General features: G+C 72.7%; 20 protein-coding genes. 7 read left to right on the top strand and 13 right to left on the bottom strand.

All coding sequences use genetic code 11. The features are described 5' to 3' along the window. The first annotated feature begins 49 nt into the window (after nt 1-49). Nucleotides 50-952 carry a SigB/SigF/SigG family RNA polymerase sigma factor gene (locus tag ACFP3V_RS04560; RefSeq protein ID WP_380579953.1) on the top strand — a complete coding sequence of 301 codons (903 nt, stop codon included), beginning with the start codon at nt 50-52 and terminating at the stop codon, nt 950-952. A 193-nt stretch (nt 953-1,145) separates the two neighbouring features. On the opposite strand, the gene ACFP3V_RS04565 is transcribed toward ACFP3V_RS04560, so the two are convergent. The 3 genes from ACFP3V_RS04565 to ACFP3V_RS04575 all read right to left on the bottom strand — a co-directional run bounded on the left by ACFP3V_RS04565 (nt 1,146) and on the right by ACFP3V_RS04575 (nt 3,931). Next, the gene (locus ACFP3V_RS04565) at nt 1,146-1,940 is read right to left on the bottom strand and encodes an Fpg/Nei family DNA glycosylase (protein WP_380579955.1); all 795 of its coding nucleotides are present in this window, start codon (nt 1,938-1,940) and stop codon (nt 1,146-1,148) included. Next, nucleotides 1,927-2,196 (bottom strand): lipopolysaccharide assembly protein LapA domain-containing protein, encoded by a 270-nt coding sequence (locus tag ACFP3V_RS04570; protein ID WP_380579957.1) that lies wholly within the window; start codon nt 2,194-2,196, stop codon nt 1,927-1,929. Before ACFP3V_RS04570 ends, ACFP3V_RS04565 begins: the two co-directional genes overlap by 14 nt. A gap of 268 nt (nt 2,197-2,464) precedes the next feature. Next, nucleotides 2,465-3,931 (bottom strand): MFS transporter, encoded by a 1,467-nt coding sequence (locus ACFP3V_RS04575; protein ID WP_380579961.1) that lies wholly within the window; start codon nt 3,929-3,931, stop codon nt 2,465-2,467. Between the two features lie 70 nt (nt 3,932-4,001). Between ACFP3V_RS04575 and ACFP3V_RS04580 the strand changes: the two genes are divergently transcribed. The 4 genes from ACFP3V_RS04580 to ACFP3V_RS04595 all read left to right on the top strand — a co-directional run bounded on the left by ACFP3V_RS04580 (nt 4,002) and on the right by ACFP3V_RS04595 (nt 7,258). Next, on the top strand, nt 4,002-4,925 hold the full coding sequence (locus tag ACFP3V_RS04580) for a mechanosensitive ion channel family protein (protein WP_380579963.1): 924 nt from the start codon (nt 4,002-4,004) through the stop codon (nt 4,923-4,925). 29 nt (nt 4,926-4,954) lie between these two features. Continuing rightward, a complete protein-coding gene (locus ACFP3V_RS04585; protein WP_380579965.1) occupies nt 4,955-5,899 on the top strand; it encodes a TIGR03557 family F420-dependent LLM class oxidoreductase in 945 nt (314 codons plus the stop codon). A gap of 98 nt (nt 5,900-5,997) precedes the next feature. Further along, nucleotides 5,998-6,786, top strand: a complete 789-nt coding sequence (locus ACFP3V_RS04590) for a VOC family protein (protein ID WP_380579967.1) — start codon at nt 5,998-6,000, stop codon at nt 6,784-6,786. A 241-nt stretch (nt 6,787-7,027) separates the two neighbouring features. After that, nucleotides 7,028-7,258: a DUF2277 family protein gene (locus ACFP3V_RS04595; protein ID WP_380579969.1), complete on the top strand. Its 231-nt coding sequence runs from the start codon at nt 7,028-7,030 to the stop codon at nt 7,256-7,258. On the opposite strand, the gene ACFP3V_RS04600 is transcribed toward ACFP3V_RS04595, so the two are convergent. The 4 genes from ACFP3V_RS04600 to ACFP3V_RS04615 form a co-directional block, all read right to left on the bottom strand. Then, nucleotides 7,242-8,930 carry an MFS transporter gene (locus ACFP3V_RS04600; RefSeq protein WP_380580103.1) on the bottom strand — a complete coding sequence of 563 codons (1,689 nt, stop codon included), beginning with the start codon at nt 8,928-8,930 and terminating at the stop codon, nt 7,242-7,244. The two genes, ACFP3V_RS04595 and ACFP3V_RS04600, sit on opposite strands and share 17 nt — an antisense overlap. 135 nt (nt 8,931-9,065) lie before the next feature. Next, complete coding sequence (locus ACFP3V_RS04605) at nt 9,066-9,443, bottom strand: PRC-barrel domain-containing protein (RefSeq protein ID WP_380579971.1); 378 nt, start codon at nt 9,441-9,443, stop codon at nt 9,066-9,068. Beyond that, a complete protein-coding gene (locus tag ACFP3V_RS04610) occupies nt 9,440-10,480 on the bottom strand; it encodes a YihY/virulence factor BrkB family protein (RefSeq protein ID WP_380579973.1) in 1,041 nt (346 codons plus the stop codon). Before ACFP3V_RS04610 ends, ACFP3V_RS04605 begins: the two co-directional genes overlap by 4 nt. A 9-nt stretch (nt 10,481-10,489) precedes the next feature. After that, a complete protein-coding gene (locus ACFP3V_RS04615) occupies nt 10,490-10,654 on the bottom strand; it encodes a hypothetical protein (protein ID WP_380579975.1) in 165 nt (54 codons plus the stop codon). A gap of 95 nt (nt 10,655-10,749) precedes the next feature. On the opposite strand from ACFP3V_RS04615, the gene ACFP3V_RS04620 reads away from it, so the two are divergent. Then, entirely contained in the window at nt 10,750-11,328 is a 579-nt protein-coding gene (locus ACFP3V_RS04620) for a hemerythrin domain-containing protein (protein ID WP_380579977.1), read from the top strand. Nucleotides 11,329-11,351: 23 nt separating this feature from the next. Continuing rightward, a complete protein-coding gene (locus tag ACFP3V_RS04625) occupies nt 11,352-11,846 on the top strand; it encodes a hypothetical protein (RefSeq protein WP_380579978.1) in 495 nt (164 codons plus the stop codon). A 531-nt stretch (nt 11,847-12,377) separates the two neighbouring features. Here ACFP3V_RS04625 and ACFP3V_RS04630 read toward each other — a convergent pair. The 6 genes from ACFP3V_RS04630 to ACFP3V_RS04655 all read right to left on the bottom strand — a co-directional run bounded on the left by ACFP3V_RS04630 (nt 12,378) and on the right by ACFP3V_RS04655 (nt 17,636). After that, entirely contained in the window at nt 12,378-13,022 is a 645-nt protein-coding gene (locus tag ACFP3V_RS04630; protein ID WP_380579980.1) for a UdgX family uracil-DNA binding protein, read from the bottom strand. 34 nt (nt 13,023-13,056) lie between these two features. Then, complete coding sequence (locus ACFP3V_RS04635) at nt 13,057-13,686, bottom strand: GTP-binding protein (RefSeq protein WP_380579982.1); 630 nt, start codon at nt 13,684-13,686, stop codon at nt 13,057-13,059. After that, nucleotides 13,667-14,065, bottom strand: a complete 399-nt coding sequence (locus tag ACFP3V_RS04640; protein ID WP_380579984.1) for a DUF742 domain-containing protein — start codon at nt 14,063-14,065, stop codon at nt 13,667-13,669. The genes ACFP3V_RS04635 and ACFP3V_RS04640 overlap by 20 nt, the downstream gene beginning before the upstream one ends. Next, on the bottom strand, nt 14,062-14,448 hold the full coding sequence (locus tag ACFP3V_RS04645; RefSeq protein WP_380579986.1) for a roadblock/LC7 domain-containing protein: 387 nt from the start codon (nt 14,446-14,448) through the stop codon (nt 14,062-14,064). Before ACFP3V_RS04645 ends, ACFP3V_RS04640 begins: the two co-directional genes overlap by 4 nt. Nucleotides 14,449-14,477: 29 nt before the next feature. After that, entirely contained in the window at nt 14,478-15,983 is a 1,506-nt protein-coding gene (locus ACFP3V_RS04650; RefSeq protein WP_380579988.1) for an ATP-binding protein, read from the bottom strand. A gap of 129 nt (nt 15,984-16,112) precedes the next feature. Next, on the bottom strand, nt 16,113-17,636 hold the full coding sequence (locus ACFP3V_RS04655; protein ID WP_380579990.1) for an ATP-dependent DNA ligase: 1,524 nt from the start codon (nt 17,634-17,636) through the stop codon (nt 16,113-16,115). Nucleotides 17,637-17,641 lie beyond the last annotated feature (5 nt).

The raw sequence follows: 17,641 nt of genomic DNA on the forward strand, positions 1-17,641 counted from the left end.
CGATGCGTGACAACCCCCGACGGAGCGTGTAACCCCCGAATCGGGGTGCATGCCCCCGGAATCAGCGGGTACGCGGGGTAGGAAGGACAGTTCCGAGTACGGCGAAGAAAGGAATGTCATGGCTGCGGCTCTCCAGCAGACCCAGGCGACGACGCTTCCTGACCCAGCCCCCGAGGCGCCGCGGCAGGTGGCGCCGGCGGACGCCAAGCAGCTCTCCGTCAGCCTGTTCGCGCGGCTGCGCGAGGTGGAGGAGGGCAGCGCGGAGTACTCCTACGTGCGCTCGACCCTGATCGAGCTGAACATGTCGCTCGTCTCCTTCGTCGCCGGCCGCTTCCGCGGCTCCTCGGAGCCGATGGAGGACATCGTGCAGGTGGGGACCGTGGGCCTGATCAAGGCGATCGACCGGTTCGAGCCGGAGCGGGGCGTCGAGTTCACCACCTTCGCGGTGCCCACGATCGTTGGGGAGATCCGCCGCTTCTTCCGCGACACGACCTGGGCGGTGCACGTGCCCCGGCGACTGCAGGAGCTGCGCCTGCTGCTGGCCCGCAGCCGGGAGGAGCTGGAGCAGACGCTCGGGCGCGAGCCGACGGTCGCCGAACTCTCGGAGGCGCTCAGGATCCCCGAGGAGGAGGTCATCGAGGGGCTGACGGCGAGCAACGGCTACACGGCCGGCTCGCTGGACCTCGGCGACAGCGACGAGGGCGGCGAGAACCCCCTCGCGGACCGGATCGGGGCGCCGGACCCGGAGTTCGACAAGGTGGAGAACCTGCACGCGCTGAAGCCGCTGATCGCGGCACTGCCGGACCGGGACCGGCTGATTCTTTCGCTGCGCTTCTGCTCGGACCTGACCCAGAGCGAGATAGGGGAGCGGCTGGGGCTGTCGCAGATGCACGTCAGCCGACTGCTGGCCCGCTCCCTGGCCAAGCTCCGCGCCGGCCTGGACGCCGAGTAGCCCCCGCCTGCGCCCCGAGGCGGCGCAGCCGCCAGGGGCGCGAGGAACGGCGCGAGCAACCCGCCACCCAGGAGGTCCGACCCCATGGAGCGGGGCGGACCTCCCTGGGTGGCGGGTTGCTCGCGCAGGGGGCACCTCCCGCCCGAAAGGGTGGGGGATCCTCAGGGTGGGGGATCCTCGCGCCCCTACGGGGCTACTCGGGCTGGCAGTGGGGGCACCAGTAGGTGACGCGGTCGTCGCCGCCGTCCGTGGGGGCTTGACGGCGGATCAGGGTGCCGCAGCGCAGGCAGGGTTGGTGGGCGCGGCCGTAGACCCAGTTGCGGCGGCCGGGCCGCAGATCCCCGGTGGTGACGTGCCCGTGGCGCAGCCGGTTGGCGAAGAGCAGGCGGTGCGCCAGGTCCACGGTCCGCCGCAGGTCCGGGGCGTCGCCGACCGGGCGCCACGGCGCCATCCCGCGCAGGAAGCACAGCTCGACGCGGTAGACGTTGCCGATGCCGGCCAGGTTCCGCTGGTCCAACAAGGCGTCCCCGATGGGGCGTTCGGGCTCGGCCGCGAGGCGCCGGACGGCCTCCTCGGCGTGCTCGGGGCCCCAGGCGGGGTCGAGCAGGTCCGGACCCAGGTGGCCGACGAGGGTGGACTCCTCGTCCGTGCGCACCAGGTTGAGCACTGGCAGGCGGTAGCCCACCGCCGTGTGGCTCGCGGTGCCGAGGACCGCGCGGATCTGGTGGGCCGCGCCGCCGCGCCACGGTTCGCCGTGGCGGAACAACCGCCAGCGGCCGTCCATCTTCTGGTGGCTGTGGAGCGTCCAGCCGTCGTCCAGGCGCATCAGCAGGTGCTTGCCGCGCGGCAGCACCTCGGTGACGGTCCGTCCGGTCAGATCGGCCGTGGCCAGGGCGGGCACCCGCAGCTCCGCGCGGGTGAGCCGGGCTCCGGCCAGCGCGGGTCGGAGCTCGGCGGCCAGCTTGAACAGGGAGTCACCTTCGGGCACGCTTCCCATCCTGCGCCATCCGGCGCGCGGTCCGGCGGAGTTGGTAGATCCGGGCGCTGCCCGGGATGGCCACCAGCAGCACCCCGCCCGCCGCGGCGAGCAGCAGGGCCACGCCCAGGCTGATGTGGCCGTTGAAGCCCAGGTACGAGACCTTCACCTTCTGACTGTTCTGGATGATGAAGATCAGCAGCAGCACCAGCAGTACCGCCGAGACGATGGCGCCGACCCAGGCCGAGCTGAAGCGGGTCCGTTTCACCTTCGCCTTCGGTGGCGTCGTCGGCGCCGCCGGTTGCGGGCCGGTGGGTGCGGCGGGGCCGGGCGCACCGGTCGTACCGGGCACTCCGGGCGTGCCGATCGGTCCGGGTCCGGCTGCGCCGGCGGGTCCGGGCGGGACGAGGGGCTCCTGGTCGGTCACGGCTCCACCTCCCTGGTGCGGTCGCGGTGGGGATCACATGGATGTCCCATTCGAATACTTTGTACCCGCTCGACCGGCACCGACGCCGGGCCGGTTGCGCCGGTCGGAGTCATACCGCCGTCAGCGGACGGGCCAGGCTCTCCAGGCTGCGCCGCTCCGCGCGGACGCCGATCGCCGCCTCGACCAGCCCCGCCGCCACCATCAGCGCCGCGCCGATGCAGAAGGCCAGCGTGGTGTCGGCCGGCTTGCCGCTGCTGACCAGGCCGTTGAAGAGCAGCGGCCCGGTGATGCCGCCCAGCGCCGTGCCGACGGCGTAGAAGAACGCGATGCACAGCGCCCGGGTCTCCAGCGGGAAGACCTCACTGACCGTCAGGTACGCCGAACTCGCGCCCGCGGAGGCGAAGAAGAGCACCGCCGTCCAGCAGGCGGTCATGGTGACCGCGGTCAGGTCGCCGCGCTGGAACAGCCAGGCCGTGCCGAACAGCAGCACTCCGGAGAGCACGTACGTCCCGGAGATCATCGGCTTGCGGCCGACGCTGTCGAAGAGGGGGCCGAGCAGCAACGGGCCCAGGAAGTTGCCGACGGCGATCACCACGAAGTAGTAGCCGGTTGACCCGTCCGGCACCTTGAAGAAGGTGGTCAGGATGACCGCGTAGCCGAAGGTCACCGAGTTGTAGAGGAAGGCCTGGCCGACGAAGAGCGACAGGCCGAGGACCGTGCGCCGCGTATAGGCGCGCACCACGGTCCGCGCGATGGTGACGAAGCCGATGGACCGGCGCGGGTGCACCGTGATCGGCGGCTCGTCCGGTTCCGGCAGCGGCTCGCCGCGCTGCCGTTCCACCGTCCGCTCGATGTCGGAGACGATGGCTTCCGCCTCCTCCTCCCGGCCGTGGGTGAACAACCAGCGCGGGCTCTCCGGGACATGACGGCGCACCAGCAGGATGGCCAGGCCGAGCACCACCCCGATGCCGAAGGCCAGTCGCCAGCCCACGTCCGTGGCGAAGAGCGCCGTGTTCAGCAGGGCGATCGAGGCCAGCGAGCCGACCGCGGCGCCGATCCAGAAGGACCCGTTGATGACGATGTCGATCCGGCCGCGCACCCGCGCCGGGATGAGCTCGTCGATGGCGGAGTTGATGGCCGCGTACTCACCGCCGATGCCGAGGCCGGTGGCGAACCGGCACAGGAAGAAGAACCACGCGGTCCACGACAGCGAGGTCACCGCCGTGGCCGTCAGGTAGAGGGCGAGGGTCGCCATGAACAGCTTCTTGCGCCCCAGCCGGTCCGTCAGCCAGCCGAAGAACAGCGCTCCGCAGCAGGCGCCGGCGACGTAGAGGGCCGCCGCGAGCGTGGTCACCTGGGTGGCGGAGATGTGGATGCCGCTGCCCTTCTCGGCGAGGCGTGAGGCCATGTTGCCCACGATGGTGACCTCAAGGCCGTCCAGGATCCACACCGTTCCCAGGCCCACCACGACCCGCCAGTGCCACCGGGACCAGGGCAGCCGGTCCAGCCGGGCAGGGATGTCGGTACGGATCTCCCGGGGTAGCGCGGTACCGGCCCGCTCGCTTCGTGTGCTCATGAGCGTCGCCTGCCCCGGATCTTCACAGGCACGCCGGCATGGCGTCCGGACCAGCGGCTAGGCGGCCCGGATGACACTCTGGTTGCGCAAACTGCTCCGGCCGACCGTGTCGCTCCTGGTCGTGGGTGCGGCCCTGGCGGCCATCCCCTGGATACACCCGGGGCGCTGGGAAGGGCCGGTGCGCCACGCGCTCGTGCTGGCCCTCCTCGCGGCGGCGGCCTGGTGGCTGTCGCGGGCGCTGCGCCTCTTCCTCGACCTGTCCTTCCAGCAGTACGCCACCGACCGGCGCGACCCGGCCCGGGTCCGGCGGGTGCGCACGCAGACGGCGCTGCTGGGCCGGATCCTGACCGCGGCGGTCTGCGTCGTGGCGGTCGGCGCGGCCCTGCTGACGTTCCGTGAGGTGCGGCTGGTGGGCACCAGCCTGCTGGCCTCGGCGGGCATCGCGGCTGCCGTGGCCGGTGTCGCCGCGCAGAGCACGCTCGGCAACCTCTTCGCCGGGGTGCAGGTCGCCTTCGCGGACATGGCGCGGATCGGCGACCAGGTGGTGATCGACGGGGAGTGGGGCACCGTCGAGGAGATCACCCTCACCTACGTCGTCGTCGCCACCTGGGACCAGCGCCGACTGGTCATGCCCGTCTCGTATCTGACGACCCGTCCGTTCGAGAACTGGACCCGGCACGATCCCCGGCTCACCGGGACCGTGCTGCTGCACCTGAGCCATCGCACGCCGGTTCCGGCGCTGCGCGCGGAGTTCGAGCGGCTGCTCAAGGAGACCCCGCTGTGGGACGGCCTGGGCAGCGCGCTGCAGGTGGTGGAGACGACGCCGACGACCATCGTGGTGCGGGCGCTGATGACCGCGCGGGACGCCGGGCAGGCATTCGACCTGCGCTGCTGGATCCGGGAGGAACTGCTCGCCTACCTGGCCCGGGAGCACCCCGAGGCCCTGCCCCAGCTGCCGCAGGCGCCTGGAAGCCCGGCCATGGGACCCGTTTGACCTGCGGTTGTGCGGGAAGCCGCAGTGCCATGGCAGAGATCGGCTACACCATGATGACCGAGCAGGCCGGACCGCGGCAGCTGGTGCGCGACGTGGTCAGGGCCGAGGAGGCCGGCTTCGACTTCGCGGTGGCCTCCGACCACTACTTCCCCTGGCTGGAGGAGCAGGGCCACGCGCCCAACGTCTGGCCGGTGCTGGGCGCGGCCGCGCAGGCCACCTCCCGGATCCCGCTGATGACCTATGTGACCTGCCCGACCATGCGCTACCACCCGGCCGTCGTCGCCCAGCTGGCGGCGACCGTGCAGCTGCTGTCCGAGGGCCGGTTCCGGCTCGGGCTCGGCGCCGGGGAGAACCTCAACGAGCATGTGGTGGGCGGAGGTTGGCCGCCCGCTGACGTGCGGCACGAGATGCTGCGCGAGGCGGTCGGCATCATCCAGGAGCTGTTCAAGGGCGGCTATGTCAACGCCCGCGGCCGCCACTTCCAGGTGGAGTCGGCCCGCCTCTGGGACGTGCCGGACACCCCGCCGCCCATCGGCATCGCCGTGTCCGGGCCGAGCAGTCTGGCGCTGGCCCGCGAGCTGGCCGACCTGGTGATCGCGGTCCAGCCGCAGGCGGAGCTGGTGCTCGGCGACCGGCCGGCCGTGGGCCAGCTCCCGGTCAGCTTCGATCGTGACCGCAAGCGCGCCGTGGCCCGCGCGCACGAGCAGTTCCGCTGGTTCGGCGGCGGCTGGAAGGTCAACGCCGAACTGCCCGGACCCGCCTCCTTCGACGCGGCCAGCGCGTTCGTGCGGGAGGAGGACGTGGCCGAGTCCATCCCGTGCGGCGACGACCCCGGCGCGGTGGTCGAGGCGGTGCGGGCGTTCACCGAGGCCGGCTTCGACCAGGTCGCCCTGGTGCAGGTCGGCGGGGACGCCCAGGACGCGTTCCTGGACTGGGCCGGGGAGGAACTGCTCCCGGCACTCCGCGCGCGGTGAGGGTCGTTCGTCCGAGTGAGCGGAGATTTGTCATAGTCTTCCCGGGGCAGGGGCGAGGCACAGGCGGAATCCCGACCGACCGAAGGATGGACGACACCATGGCAGTCCGGCACACCGTTTCGGCCTACCCGGCAGCGCCGAGCTGGATCAGCCTGAACGCCAACGAGCTGGACACCGCCTTGGAGTTCTACGGCCCGCTGATGGGCTGGTCGTTCCGCCCCGGCCCGGAACGCTGGGGTCCCTACATGCGCGCCGAGGTGGACGGGATCCCGGTGGCCGGCATCGGCACCGGCGGCCACCGACAGCTGAACCTGCCGGTGAGCTGGACCACCTACTTCGGCATCGAGGACATCGAGGCCTCGGTGCGCGACATCCACGACCGCGGCGGCACCGTCGCCGTCGGCCCGCTCACCGTCTCCACCGGCCGCATCCTGATCGCCGCCGACCCCACCGGGACGCCCTTCGGCGTCTGGGAGGGCCGGCCCGGGATCGGCGACCGGCCCCTGGGCCCCGGACTGCCGGTGACCGTCGAACTGCGCACCCCCGACCCCTTCGCCGCGGCCATGTTCTACGCCGAGGTGTTCCGCTGGGACGACCGCGACCCGGAGCGCTTCGAGGTTCGCTGGGAGCACAACCGGGTGCTGCTGCGCGTGGACGGCCTGCCCACGGCCTCGCTGCGCTCCTCCCGCACGCCCAGCCACCGCTGGGACGTCTACTTCACCGTCGGCGACGTGGAGAAGTGCTCCGCCCACGCCGAACGGCTCGGCGGCACGGTCCTGGAGGGTCCGCTGGTCAGCCCCTACGGCATCGTCGCGCGGCTGCGCGATCCGGAGGGCGGCGAGTTCCTGGTGACGGCGGCACAGGAGTCCGGCCGGCCGGAGGACTAAGGCCAGGCCGGCGGAGCTTTCCGGATCAGCCCGCGTCGTTCCCCGCCCTTCGGGCGGGAGGCGCCCCCGGGTGCGGCCGGATCCAGGCCGGCGGAGCGCCCTCGTACTGGACGTACGTGGGCGTTTCGACAACGCAGGGTGGGGACAACTCCAGCCCGAAGGGCGGGGAACGACGCGGGTCCGGGAAGACCCGGCGGACAGGCCCTGAGCCCCTGTCAGTGCGCCGCGCCACACTGGGGGCATGTGCCGAAGCATCAAGACCCTGCGCCCGCCGATGACCCCCGAGGTCACCCGGGACGACATCCACGCCGCCGCACTGCAGTACGTCCGGAAGATCTCCGGCTTCCGCGCCCCGGCCGCGCACAACCGGGAGGCCTTCGACGCCGCCGTGGACGCGGTCGCCGAGGCCACCCGGGAGCTGCTGGAGACCCTTCAGGTGCGCGGGCAGCAGCCGGTCACTGCTCGGGAGTGACCAGCTCGTTCGGCCCCGATCCGCCGGCCTCGCCGGCCACCGCGGCCAGGTCGGCGCCGTGCGACTCGGCCGTGCCGCCCTTGGCGGTCCTGCGGCCGCCGGTCAGCGCGGAGGCCGCAGCGGCGACCACGCACGCGCCTGCCGCGAACCAGAAGGCGATCACCAGGCCCTGGTGGAACGGGCCGGAGATCAGGTGCGGGAAGAACTGCTGGTTCGTCAGGCCCTTGCCGCCACCCGGGAGTTGGGCCAGCCGGTCGGCGCCCAGCAGCTGCTGCAGCGGGTTGTAGCCGAGGAAGGCCGCGAAGAGCACCGCGATCGGCGGCAGCGCCGCGATCTGGTGCGCCTGCGCCGCGGGCACGCCCTGCTGCACCAGCCCCGACTGCATCGCCCCGGGCAGGCTGTGCGAGAGGCCGGCGATCATCAGGCTGAAGAAGATGCCGATGGACAGCACCATCGAGGAGTTCTGGAAGGTCGCCGTCATGCCCGCGCCCGCGCCGCGCGCGTCGGCCGGGACCGCGTTCATGATCTCGGCCCGGTTGGGGGAGGCGAACAGGCCCGAGCCCAGGCCGTTGACCAGCAGCAGCACGGCGAAGACTGGGTAGCCGAAGTCGGTCGGCAGCGCCATCAGCGCGACGAAGCTCGCGCCGGTCACCAGGGCGCCGCCGACGGTGAAGGCGCGGGCGCCGAAGCGGTCGGAGAGCCAGCCGGAGACCGGCGCCGACAGCAGGAAGCCGACCGTCAGCGGGATCATGTAGATGCCCGCCCACAGCGGAGTCTGCTCGAAGCTGTAGCCGTGCAGCGGCAGCCAGATGCCCTGCAGCCAGATGATCAGCATGAACTGCAGACCGCCGCGGCCCAGCGCGGTGAGCAGGCTGGCGATGTTGCCCGCGGTGAACGCGCGCAGCCGGAACAGCGAGAGGCGGAACAGCGGCTCGGGCACGCTCCGCTCGATCAGTACGAAGGCGACCAGCACGGCCGCGCCGCCGGCGAGGGCGGCGATCACCCAGGGGTTGCCCCAGCCCATGGCGGAGCCCCCGTAGGGCTGGATGCCGTAGGTGATGCCGACCAGGACGGAGATCAGGCCGACGGCGAAGGTCAGGTTGCCCCACCAGTCCATCCGGGCCCGGCGGCGCACCCCGGTGTCGCGCAGCTTGAACCAGGCCCAGATGGTGCCGAAGATGCCGAAGGGCACCGACACCAGGAAGATCAGCCGCCAGTTGGTCGGTGCCAGCACGCCGCCGAGCACCAGGCCGATGAAGGAACCGGCGATCGCCGCAAGGGAGTTGATGCCCAATGCGGTGCCGCGCTGCTCGGCCGGGAAGGCGTCGGTGAGGATGGCGGTGGAGTTGGCGAACAGCAGCGCTCCGCCGATGCCCTGGGCGATGCGCCAGCCGATCAGCCACAGCGCGCCCGCGCCGCCGTGCAGCCAGGTGACGGAGAGCAGGATCGAGCAGACCGTGAAGACGGCGAAGCCCATGTTGTACATCCGTACCCGGCCGAACATGTCGCCGAGCCGGCCGAAGGTCACCACCAGCACGGCGGTGACCACCATGAAGCCCATCAGCATCCACAGCAGGTAACTGGTGTTACCGGGGTCGAGCGGGTCGAGGTGGATGCCGCGGAACACGTCCGGCAGCGCGATCAGCACGATCGACTGGTTGATCATGACCATCAGCACGCCGAGCGTGGTGTTGGACAGGGCTATCCACTTGTAACGGTCGTCGGTGCGGGATCCGGTCACGGGCGTGCCCCCCAGAGTGACGCTGTTCTGTTGCTTGCTGCACACAACATATCGCGCCGGGAGGGCTCATGGTGTCAGCCGGTTGGCGTTCTGCGGGGCCGCGTAGTAGTCGCCCAGGCGGGAACGGAAGCTCTCGAAGTCCCCGTCACGCGCCGGGTCGTACTGCGGCGCGCCCTTGACGTCCTGGCGGCGCCGGTCCAGCCGCAGCACCCGGCGGTCCGCGTCGATGGACGTCACGGCCCCGGCCGGGACCACGACCTCCTTGCCGAAGATCCACGGGCCAGTGCCCACCACCAGGCGGGCGGACCCGGCGACGTCCACGGCCTCGTGGACGGTGCCGATCCGGCCGTCCACGCCTTCGACGGTCCAGCCGACCAGATCCGTGATCCGGTCGCGTCCGGTGTCCTGGCGGTAGGCCCACAGGTCGGGCTGAGGGGCGGTCATGAGGGGGCTCCCTTCTCGGAGTCCTGCTCGGACTCCTTCACGAGGTCGGTCTTGGCATCCGGGCCGGCGGAGGCACCGTCGCCGCCGGCTACGTCGGCGCGGAAGCGGACGTCGATCTCCTGCTCCGGCCGCCGCTGCTCCTGCTGCACGAGGTCGGTCAGCACCTGCTCGTCCGCCCGGGTCAGCGGCGGCTGGAGCAACGCCCGCGGCCACAGCCTGCGGGCCCGGACGGCGTTGGCCTCCGCCGCGTAGACGGTCAGCTGCGCCGCCAGGTACAGCCAGGAGAGCAGCCCGATCACGGTGGCGAAGAAGCCGTACACGGCGGTGGCGTGGCGCAGTTGATGGGCCACCAGCAGGCCGCCGAAGGTCTGCAGCACCGTCCACGCCGGGCCCGCCACCAGGCACCCCGGGACCAGGTCCCGCAACGGGATCTGGCGCGGCGTCAGCACCCGGAAGCACATCAGGTAGAGGCCGGTGTTGACGACCAGCGACAGCACCACCGCGCCCACGCGCGCCGCCGGTCCGCCGAGCGTCCCGCCGACCAGCGCGGCGGCACCGGTGCTCACGACCAGCCCGAGGCCGAGCACGACGAAGAGCAGCAGGCCGCGGGCCAGCCGCGCCCACCAGCCCGGCCGCTGCGCCTGCGGCACGTTCCAGACCTGCGCCATGGTGAACTGCAGCACCTGCGCGATGCCCTGGGCGCCGTAGAGCAGGCCGAGCCCGCCGACGATCACCGCCAGGGCGCTGCCGTGGAGCGAGTGGACGTTCTGCCGCAGCTGGTCGCCGATGATCGGGAAGTCCGCCAGAGCCGAGTTCACGACGGCGTGCTGCGCGTCCGGCTGGCCCTGGAGCACGAAGCCCAGCACGGTGCTGAGCAGCAGCATCAGCGGCAGCAGTGAGAGGAAGCCGTAGTAGGCCAGCAGCACGGCCAGTTGGCCGCCACGGTCGTCGCCGTACTTCTTCACCACGCCCAGCAGGAAGGCCGGCACCCGGTGCCGCTGCTGGAACTCGTCGAGACGGCGGAGCAGTTGGTCCACGGCGTCGGATCAGTCGGTCTCGGGCCGCCCGTGGGCGGTGACGTCCTCGGCCTCCGGCGGCTGGCCGCCCTCGGCCTTCTCCTCGTCCTGCGCGTGCAGGTTCTGCTGCGAGGTCTCGCCCTCGAGCGGTGCGTCGAGCTGTTCATCGTCGCTGACACGTTCGGTGGTACCCATGCCGGGCGTGTGCCCGCGCGAGCGGCGGTGAACCGGGTTTGAGCCGAACGGGAGGGGTGAGCCGACAGGAGAACCGACATGTGAGGAGGTGCGGTGTGGCTGGAGCGACGACGGAACGCGCCGTGGCCGGCACGCTGCCCGAGGGCGACGTGATCGCGATACTGCTCGACCAGCACGCCCGGATCCGCGAGCTGTTCGCGGATGTGCGCAGCGCGACCGGCGAGCACAAGCAGCAGGCCTTCGACGAGCTGCGGGCGCTGCTCGCGGTGCACGAGACCGGCGAGGAGATGATCCTTCGCCCGGAGGCGGCCAAGGCCGCGGGGCGGCGTGAGGCGGACGCGCGCAACTCCGAGGAGAACGAGGCCAACCACGTGCTGGCCCGACTTGAGGAACTCGACGTCCACAGCGCCGAGTTCGACGCGATGATCGCCGCCTTCGAGCGGGACGTGGACCGGCACGCCCGGGCCGAGGAGACCGAGGAGTTCCCGGCCATCCTGCAGGCGTGCGACCAGCGCCGGCGGGAGAAGATGGGCAGCCGGCTGCGGCTGGCCGAGAAGGTCGCCCCCACCCACCCGCACCCGGGCGCGGCGGGCTCGCCGGCCAAGCAGTGGACCGCGGGGCCGTTCGCCTCCCTGGTGGACCGCGCCAAGGACGCCCTGCGCACGGAGGACTGAGCGCCGCTGCTTAGACTCGGCGGGTGACCAAGCTCTTCCTCGTCCTCCACATCCTGGCCGTCATCGTGGCCATCGGTCCGGTCGCCGTGGCGGCCAGCATGTTCCCGCCGGTGGCCCGGCGACGCCTCGCCGAGCCCGGTCCGGGCGCGGCCGAGGCGGGCGCGCAGCTGCGGCTGCTGCACCGGATCTGCCAGGTGTACGCGCTGGCCGCGGTGGCGGTTCCGGTTCTCGGCATGGGTGTTGCCGGGATGATGAAGGTGACCGGCGACACGTGGGTGGTCGTCTCCATCGTGCTGACGATCATCGCCGCGGTGGTGCTGGGCGCGCTGGTGCTGCCCCGGCAGGGCGCGCTGCTCGCGGAATCCGACCCGGCCCCCGCGGAGGGCGGTGCGGGCGCAGGCGTGGGCGTGGTGAAGCGGACGAAGCAGCTGGCCATGTACACCGGCATCTTCAACCTGCTGTGGGCCGCCGTCACCATCATCATGATCGTCCGCCCGGGCTCCAGCCTCAATCACTGACGCGCTCCCGCGCGGGGTCGGCCACCCCTGCGCGCCACCCGCCCATGGGCGGGCCCGGCCGGGGATGCCTGGCCCGCGCCCGTCGGGCGGCGGAGCCGCGCGAGACAGCGAGAACGGTCGCGCCCTTGCGCGGCCGCAACGGCCCTGCGCGCCGCCCGCCGGGGCGGGGTACAAGCCCGTTGGTCCGCCGGGACGGCTCCTGCACTTCGCCGGAGGCGGCGACGGTGGCCGACCCCGCGGCGCGCGGGGCCACTGTCCGGCCCCGCGCCGCCTGCGCGGCGGAGCCGCGCAGGGCGCGAGGAGGGCTGCGCGATCCTGGTTCGCGAAAGCCCCGGCGGCGGAGCCGCGGGCCGCCCTGAAGGCCCCTGCGCGTGGTTGAGTCGTCCGCCGCAGCGGGGTCCGGTTGCCGCCCGGCGCTGGAGCCGCGGGCAGCGGGGAACCCCCCAGTAGGGGGCGGCGATCCCCCGGGGGCGGCGTCGGGCGGAGGCAGGTGGGCACGCGCGGGCGGCGGAGCCTACGTGCCGCGGAGCCCTACGTCCCGGCGAGGGTGCGGGCGGCGACGGTGAGGTCGGAGACGAGGGAGGCGTGCATGGCGCCGCGGTCGGGGGAGCGGAGGACCGCGGAGGGGTGGATGGTGGCGAGCACGGGCGGGTTGCCGGGCTGGAGCTCGCCGCGGTGGCGGGTGAGGCGGAAGTCGCTGCCGAGCAGCCCGCGGGCCGCCGTGGCGCCCAGGGCGACCACCAAGTCCGGTGCCAGCAACGACAGTTCCGCGTCCAGCCAGGGACGGCACGCACGCACCTCGCGGAGCGACGGGCTCTCGTGCATCCGGCGCTTGCCTCGCTCCTCGCGGACCGTGAACTTGAAGTGCTTGACCGCGTTGGTGATGTAGGCCAGCTCCGGGTCGATCCCCGCCTCCTCCAGCGCGCGGCTCAGTTCGCGCCCGGCCGGGCCGACGAAGGGGTGGCCCTGTCGGTCCTCCTGGTCACCGGGCTGCTCGCCGATCAGCACGACCCGGGCGTCCGGGCTGCCCTCGCCGAAGACGGTGCGGGTGGCCGCCTCGTGCAGGGGGCAGCCGCGGCAGTCGGCCGCCGCGCGGGCGAGGCCCGCGAGGTCGGCGTCCTCGGGCACGAACGGCCCGGCGTCATAGGCGGCTTCGGGGGTGGACGCGGCGTTCATGGCACGCGCCTACCCCCGACCGCCCCGCGTCAACTCACAGCAGCTCGGGCGTCCTGGGCGCCGTCGTCATCGCGTAGAGGTAGCGCATCAACGCCATCAGCACGTCCCGGGCCGAGCCGCGGCTGCGGGCGTCGCACACGACGATGGGGACCTGCTCGGGCAGGTCCAGCGCGGTCCGCAGGTCGTCCACCGGGTAGCTCGGCGACTCCGGGAAGTCGTTGACGGCCACCACGAAGGGCACGCCCCGCTCCTCCAGCCGGCCGATCACGTCGAAGCTGACCTCGAGACGCCGGGTGTCCACCAGGACGACCGCCCCGAGCGCGCCTTCGAACAGGCCGTTCCAGAGGAACCAGAAGCGCTCCTGCCCGGGGGTGCCGAACAGGTAGAGCACCAACTCCTCGTTGATCGAGATGCGCCCGAAGTCCATCGCGACGGTGGTCTCCGTCTTGGACTTCACCCCGCGCGGGTCGTCGACGCCGACGCCCGCCTGGGTCATGGTCTCCTCGGTCGTCAGCGGCCGGATCTCGCTCACCGCGCCGACCAGGGTGGTCTTGCCGACACCGAATCCGCCCACGATGACGACCTTGACGGCGGCCGCCGCCGAGTCCGGCAGCATGTCCTCGCTGCGCGGCGCGTGGAACGGTTCAGAGTCTCTGTAGTCCATGGATCACCGCCTCCAGCAGGGCAGCATCAGGGAGCATGGCCAGGGGCACGGGGGCGCGCACCTCGACGCGCCCCCGGTCGAGCAGGTCCGCGACCAGCACCGTGATGACGCTCACGGGCAGCCGCAGGTAGGCCGAGATCTCGGCCACGGACAGGGGGGACCGGCACAGCCGGAGGATCGCCGCCTGCTCGGGCTGGAGCAGCGGGTCCGCCTCGGCGCGGGCGACGACCAGGGAGACCAGGTCGATGGCCGCCCGGCCGGCCCAGGCCGTACGGCCTCCGGTGATCACGTAGAGGCGTTCCGGGCCGCCCTCGTCCCAGCTCTCGTTCTGGTGCGGGCTCCGGGGGTCCTGGGGGTTCCGTGGGTTCCGTTCGGTCATCCGGGAGATCCGTCCAGTCGGGGCGGGGTGGTCAGGTGCTCGCCGATGCGGGCCACCAGGTCCCGCATCCGCTGGCCCATCAGGCCCGCGTCCACGCCTTCCTGCGCCAGCACGGCGAGGTAGGCGCGGGGTCCGGCGGCCATCAAGTAGAAGAAGCCGCCGACGAGTTCGATGACCACCATACGCATTCTGCCGTCCCCTTGCGGGAGTTCGGCACCGACCGCCCCGGCCAGGCTCTGCAGGCCCGCGCAGGCCGCGGCCAGCCGGTCCGCGGCGTCCTGGTCGTCGCCGTGCTGGGCGATGCGCAGCCCGTCCGCCGAGAGCACGACGACGTGGCGGGTCTGCGGGACGCTCTCCGCGAGGTCGCGGAGCATCCAGTCCATGTTCGGAAGATTGCTGACGTGCTGGGAGATCACTGCTGTCCACCCCTGCCTGACGATCCTGACGCTTCGTCGCTGTCCTCGCCCTTGATGCCGCTCGTGAAGGCGTCGAGCCACATGCCCGGCTGCACCGGCTCGGCGTCCGTGGCGGGCCGCTGCCGCAGCGCGTCCTCACGCAGCGCCCGGCGGCGCCGCTGCGGCAGTCCGGCGGGCGAGCGGGTCAACCCGCCCTCGCCGTGCGCGGGTTCGGCGGTCACCGGGCCGGCCGCATGGCGGCGGCGGGGCAACTCGTCCGGGGCCTGGCGCGGCTCGGGCGCCAGCCAGGGCTCGGGCGCGGGCCGCGGCTCGGGGGTGGCGGGGCGCGGCCCCGACGCGATGCCGATGCCGTGGGCCATGCCGGTGGCGGGGGTGCTGGTGATCAGTTCCTGGGGCACGATCAGCACGGCGCGCACGCCGCCGTAGGCGGAGGGGCGCAGCGAGACCTGGAAGCCGTATGCGTGCGCGAGCCGGCCGACGACGGCGAGGCCGAGACGCGGGGTCTCGCCCAGGTCGTTGAGGTCGATGCCGGCCTGGGCTTCGCGCAGCATCCGCTCGGCGCGGGCGCGGCCCTCCTCGCTGAGGCTGAGGCCGCCGTCCTCGATCTCGACGGCGATGCCGGTCTGCACCTCGACGGCGGTGAGGTGGACCCGGGTGTGGGGAGGGGAGTAGCGCGTGGCGTTGTCCAGCAGCTCGGCCAGGGCGTGGATGAGCGGCTCGACCGCCGGGCCGACGACCGCGACGCCGGTGACCGGGTGCAGCTGGACCCGCTGGTAGTCGAGGATCCGGGACATCGCGCCGCGCAGCACGCTGTAGAGCGGCACGGCCTTGCCCCACTGGCGTCCGGGACGCGCGCCGCCGAGGACGGCGATGCTGTCGGCGAGCCGGCCGACCAGGGCGTTGCCGTGGTCGAGCCGGAGCAGGTCGTCGAAGACGGCCGGGTCCTCGCCGTGGCGGTCCTCCATCTCGCGCAGGTCCTGGGCCTGGCGGTGGACGATCGCCTGGACGCGGCGGGCGATGTTGACGAAGGCGCGCTGCGCCGACTCGCGCAGCCCCTCCTCGTTGTCGACCGCCTCGAGCACCGTGCGCAGGGCGGCCTGGGCCGCGGCGCGGAACTCGGGGGTGGTGGTGCCCGGCCGCGGAGCCAGGTCCTCCAGGATGTCCTCGAAGAACTCGCCGCGCTGGATGCGGGTGACCGCTTCCGGCAGCAACTTCTCGGCGAGCAGCAGGATCTGGACCTCCTGCTCGGCGAGGCGCTGCTGCAGGGCGGCCTCCGTGGCGCGCTGCTGGACGCGGAGCCGGTCCAGGGCACGGCCACGCCGCGCCGTCTCGGCGCTCAACGCGCCGACCGCGAGGGCGGCGACGACTCCGGCCACGGCGACGGACCAGCGGGCCGAGGCGGGGACGAGCAGCACGGCCACCAGGGTGGCCAGAGCGAGGACGACGGGCAGGGCGAGGAGTGTACGACGTTCGGCGATACCGGGTGATCCAGTTGGAACCATCTGGGTCCTTGGGGCGGAATGGCGGGAGTATGGCAGGACTTCGCGCGTGAACGACGGGCAGCATAGTGACTTCAGGTGAAGCCTGAAGCGGAATCAATATGCTTTTGGCATATTGACTCTGACGCTCCGTCAGTTTGCTAGGGTACGCACCGTCGCGAAGGTGTCCGCCTCCAGGGGGCCCTTGTCCGAGCGGTACCGCAGGACGCGCGCGAAGCGCAGGGCGAGTCCGCCGGGGTAGCGCGGGCTGGTCTGCAACCCGTCGAACGCGATCTCCACGACGAGTTCCGGACGCACGTGCACGGTCCAGTCGTCGCGGTGCGTCTCGCGGGCGAGCAGCTCGCGGGTCTGCCATGCGAGCAGTTCGTCGGTGAGCCCCTTGAAGGTCTTGCCGAGCATCACCCAGGGGCCCAGCTCCTCGTCGCCGCGGGCGCCGAGGTGCAGGTTGGACAGCCACCCGCGGCGTCGGCCGCTGCCCCACTCCGCGGCGAGGACGACCAGGTCCAGGGTGTGCCGGGGCTTGACCTTGATCCAGCCGGCCCCGCGCCGGCCGGCCTGGTAAGGGGCCGTCAGATCCTTGACGACCAGGCCCTCGTGGCCTCGGGACAGGGCCTCCCGGAAGAACCCGGCGGCCTCGTCCGGGTCCCCGGTGACGGTGCGTCGGACCAGCAGTGCGGGGGGAGCCGAGTCGGCGAGGGCCGCGAAGCGCTCCGTCGCCGGGCGGTCCAGGAGGTCGTCGCCGTCGCGGTGCAGCAGGTCGAAGAAGTTCACACTCAGGGGTACTTCGGTGCGCAGTCGGTTGACGTCCTGACGCGAGGCGGTGCGGGCGGCCGTCACCTGGAAGGGGCGCGGCCGGCCCTCGGGGTCGAGCGCGATGGCTTCGCCGTCCAGGACGGCGGAGCGGACCGGCAGGGCCAGGGCCGCCTCGACCACCTCGGGAACGCGGGCGGTGATGTCGTCCAGGCTGCGGGTGAAGACGGCGACGTCTCCGCCGTCGCGGTGCACCTGTACCCGGATGCCGTCCAGCTTCCAGTCCAGGACCGCCGGGGTGATCCGCTCCAGTGCGGTCGGCAGGTCGGGTGCCGAGGCGGCGAGCATCGGGCGTACCGGGCGGCCGAGTTGGAGGCCGAAGGCGCGTAGTGCGGGAGCTCCGCCGGTGACCGCGGCGGCGGCCACGGCGGCGGCCGAGCCGCGGAACATCAGCGCCCGGCGCACGTCCGCCACCGGTACCCCGGCGGCCTTGGCCACCGCGTCGCCGACCAGGGCGTCGAGGGCGCCCTGGCGCAGGTCCCCGACCAGCACCGCCCGCAGGAAGTCCTGCTCGACCGCCGTGGCGCGGGCGAAGAGGCCGTCGAGCAGGGCGCGGCGGACGGCCTGCGAGCCCGGCCCCTGGGCCTGCGCGAGTTGCAGCAGGACCGCCTCGGTCTCGGCGATGCCGAGGGTGGGCCGCTCGGCCGGAGGGGGCAGCTCGCGCAACGAGGCCCAGCCGACGCCGACGCGCATCCGGCGGGACTCGCCGGACAGCAGCGAGACGGCGGCGCGCAGGTCGGCCTCGTCCAAGTCCCGGAACAGGGTGGCCAGGAGCGCCACCTTGGCATTGCGCCCGGCTTCCGATCCGGTCGCCCGGGAGGTCTCCGCAACCCGCTGCAGCAGCATGGGCC

It is taken from the genome of Streptacidiphilus monticola (assembly GCF_042658505.1).
Lineage (GTDB): Bacteria > Actinomycetota > Actinomycetes > Streptomycetales > Streptomycetaceae > Streptacidiphilus > Streptacidiphilus monticola.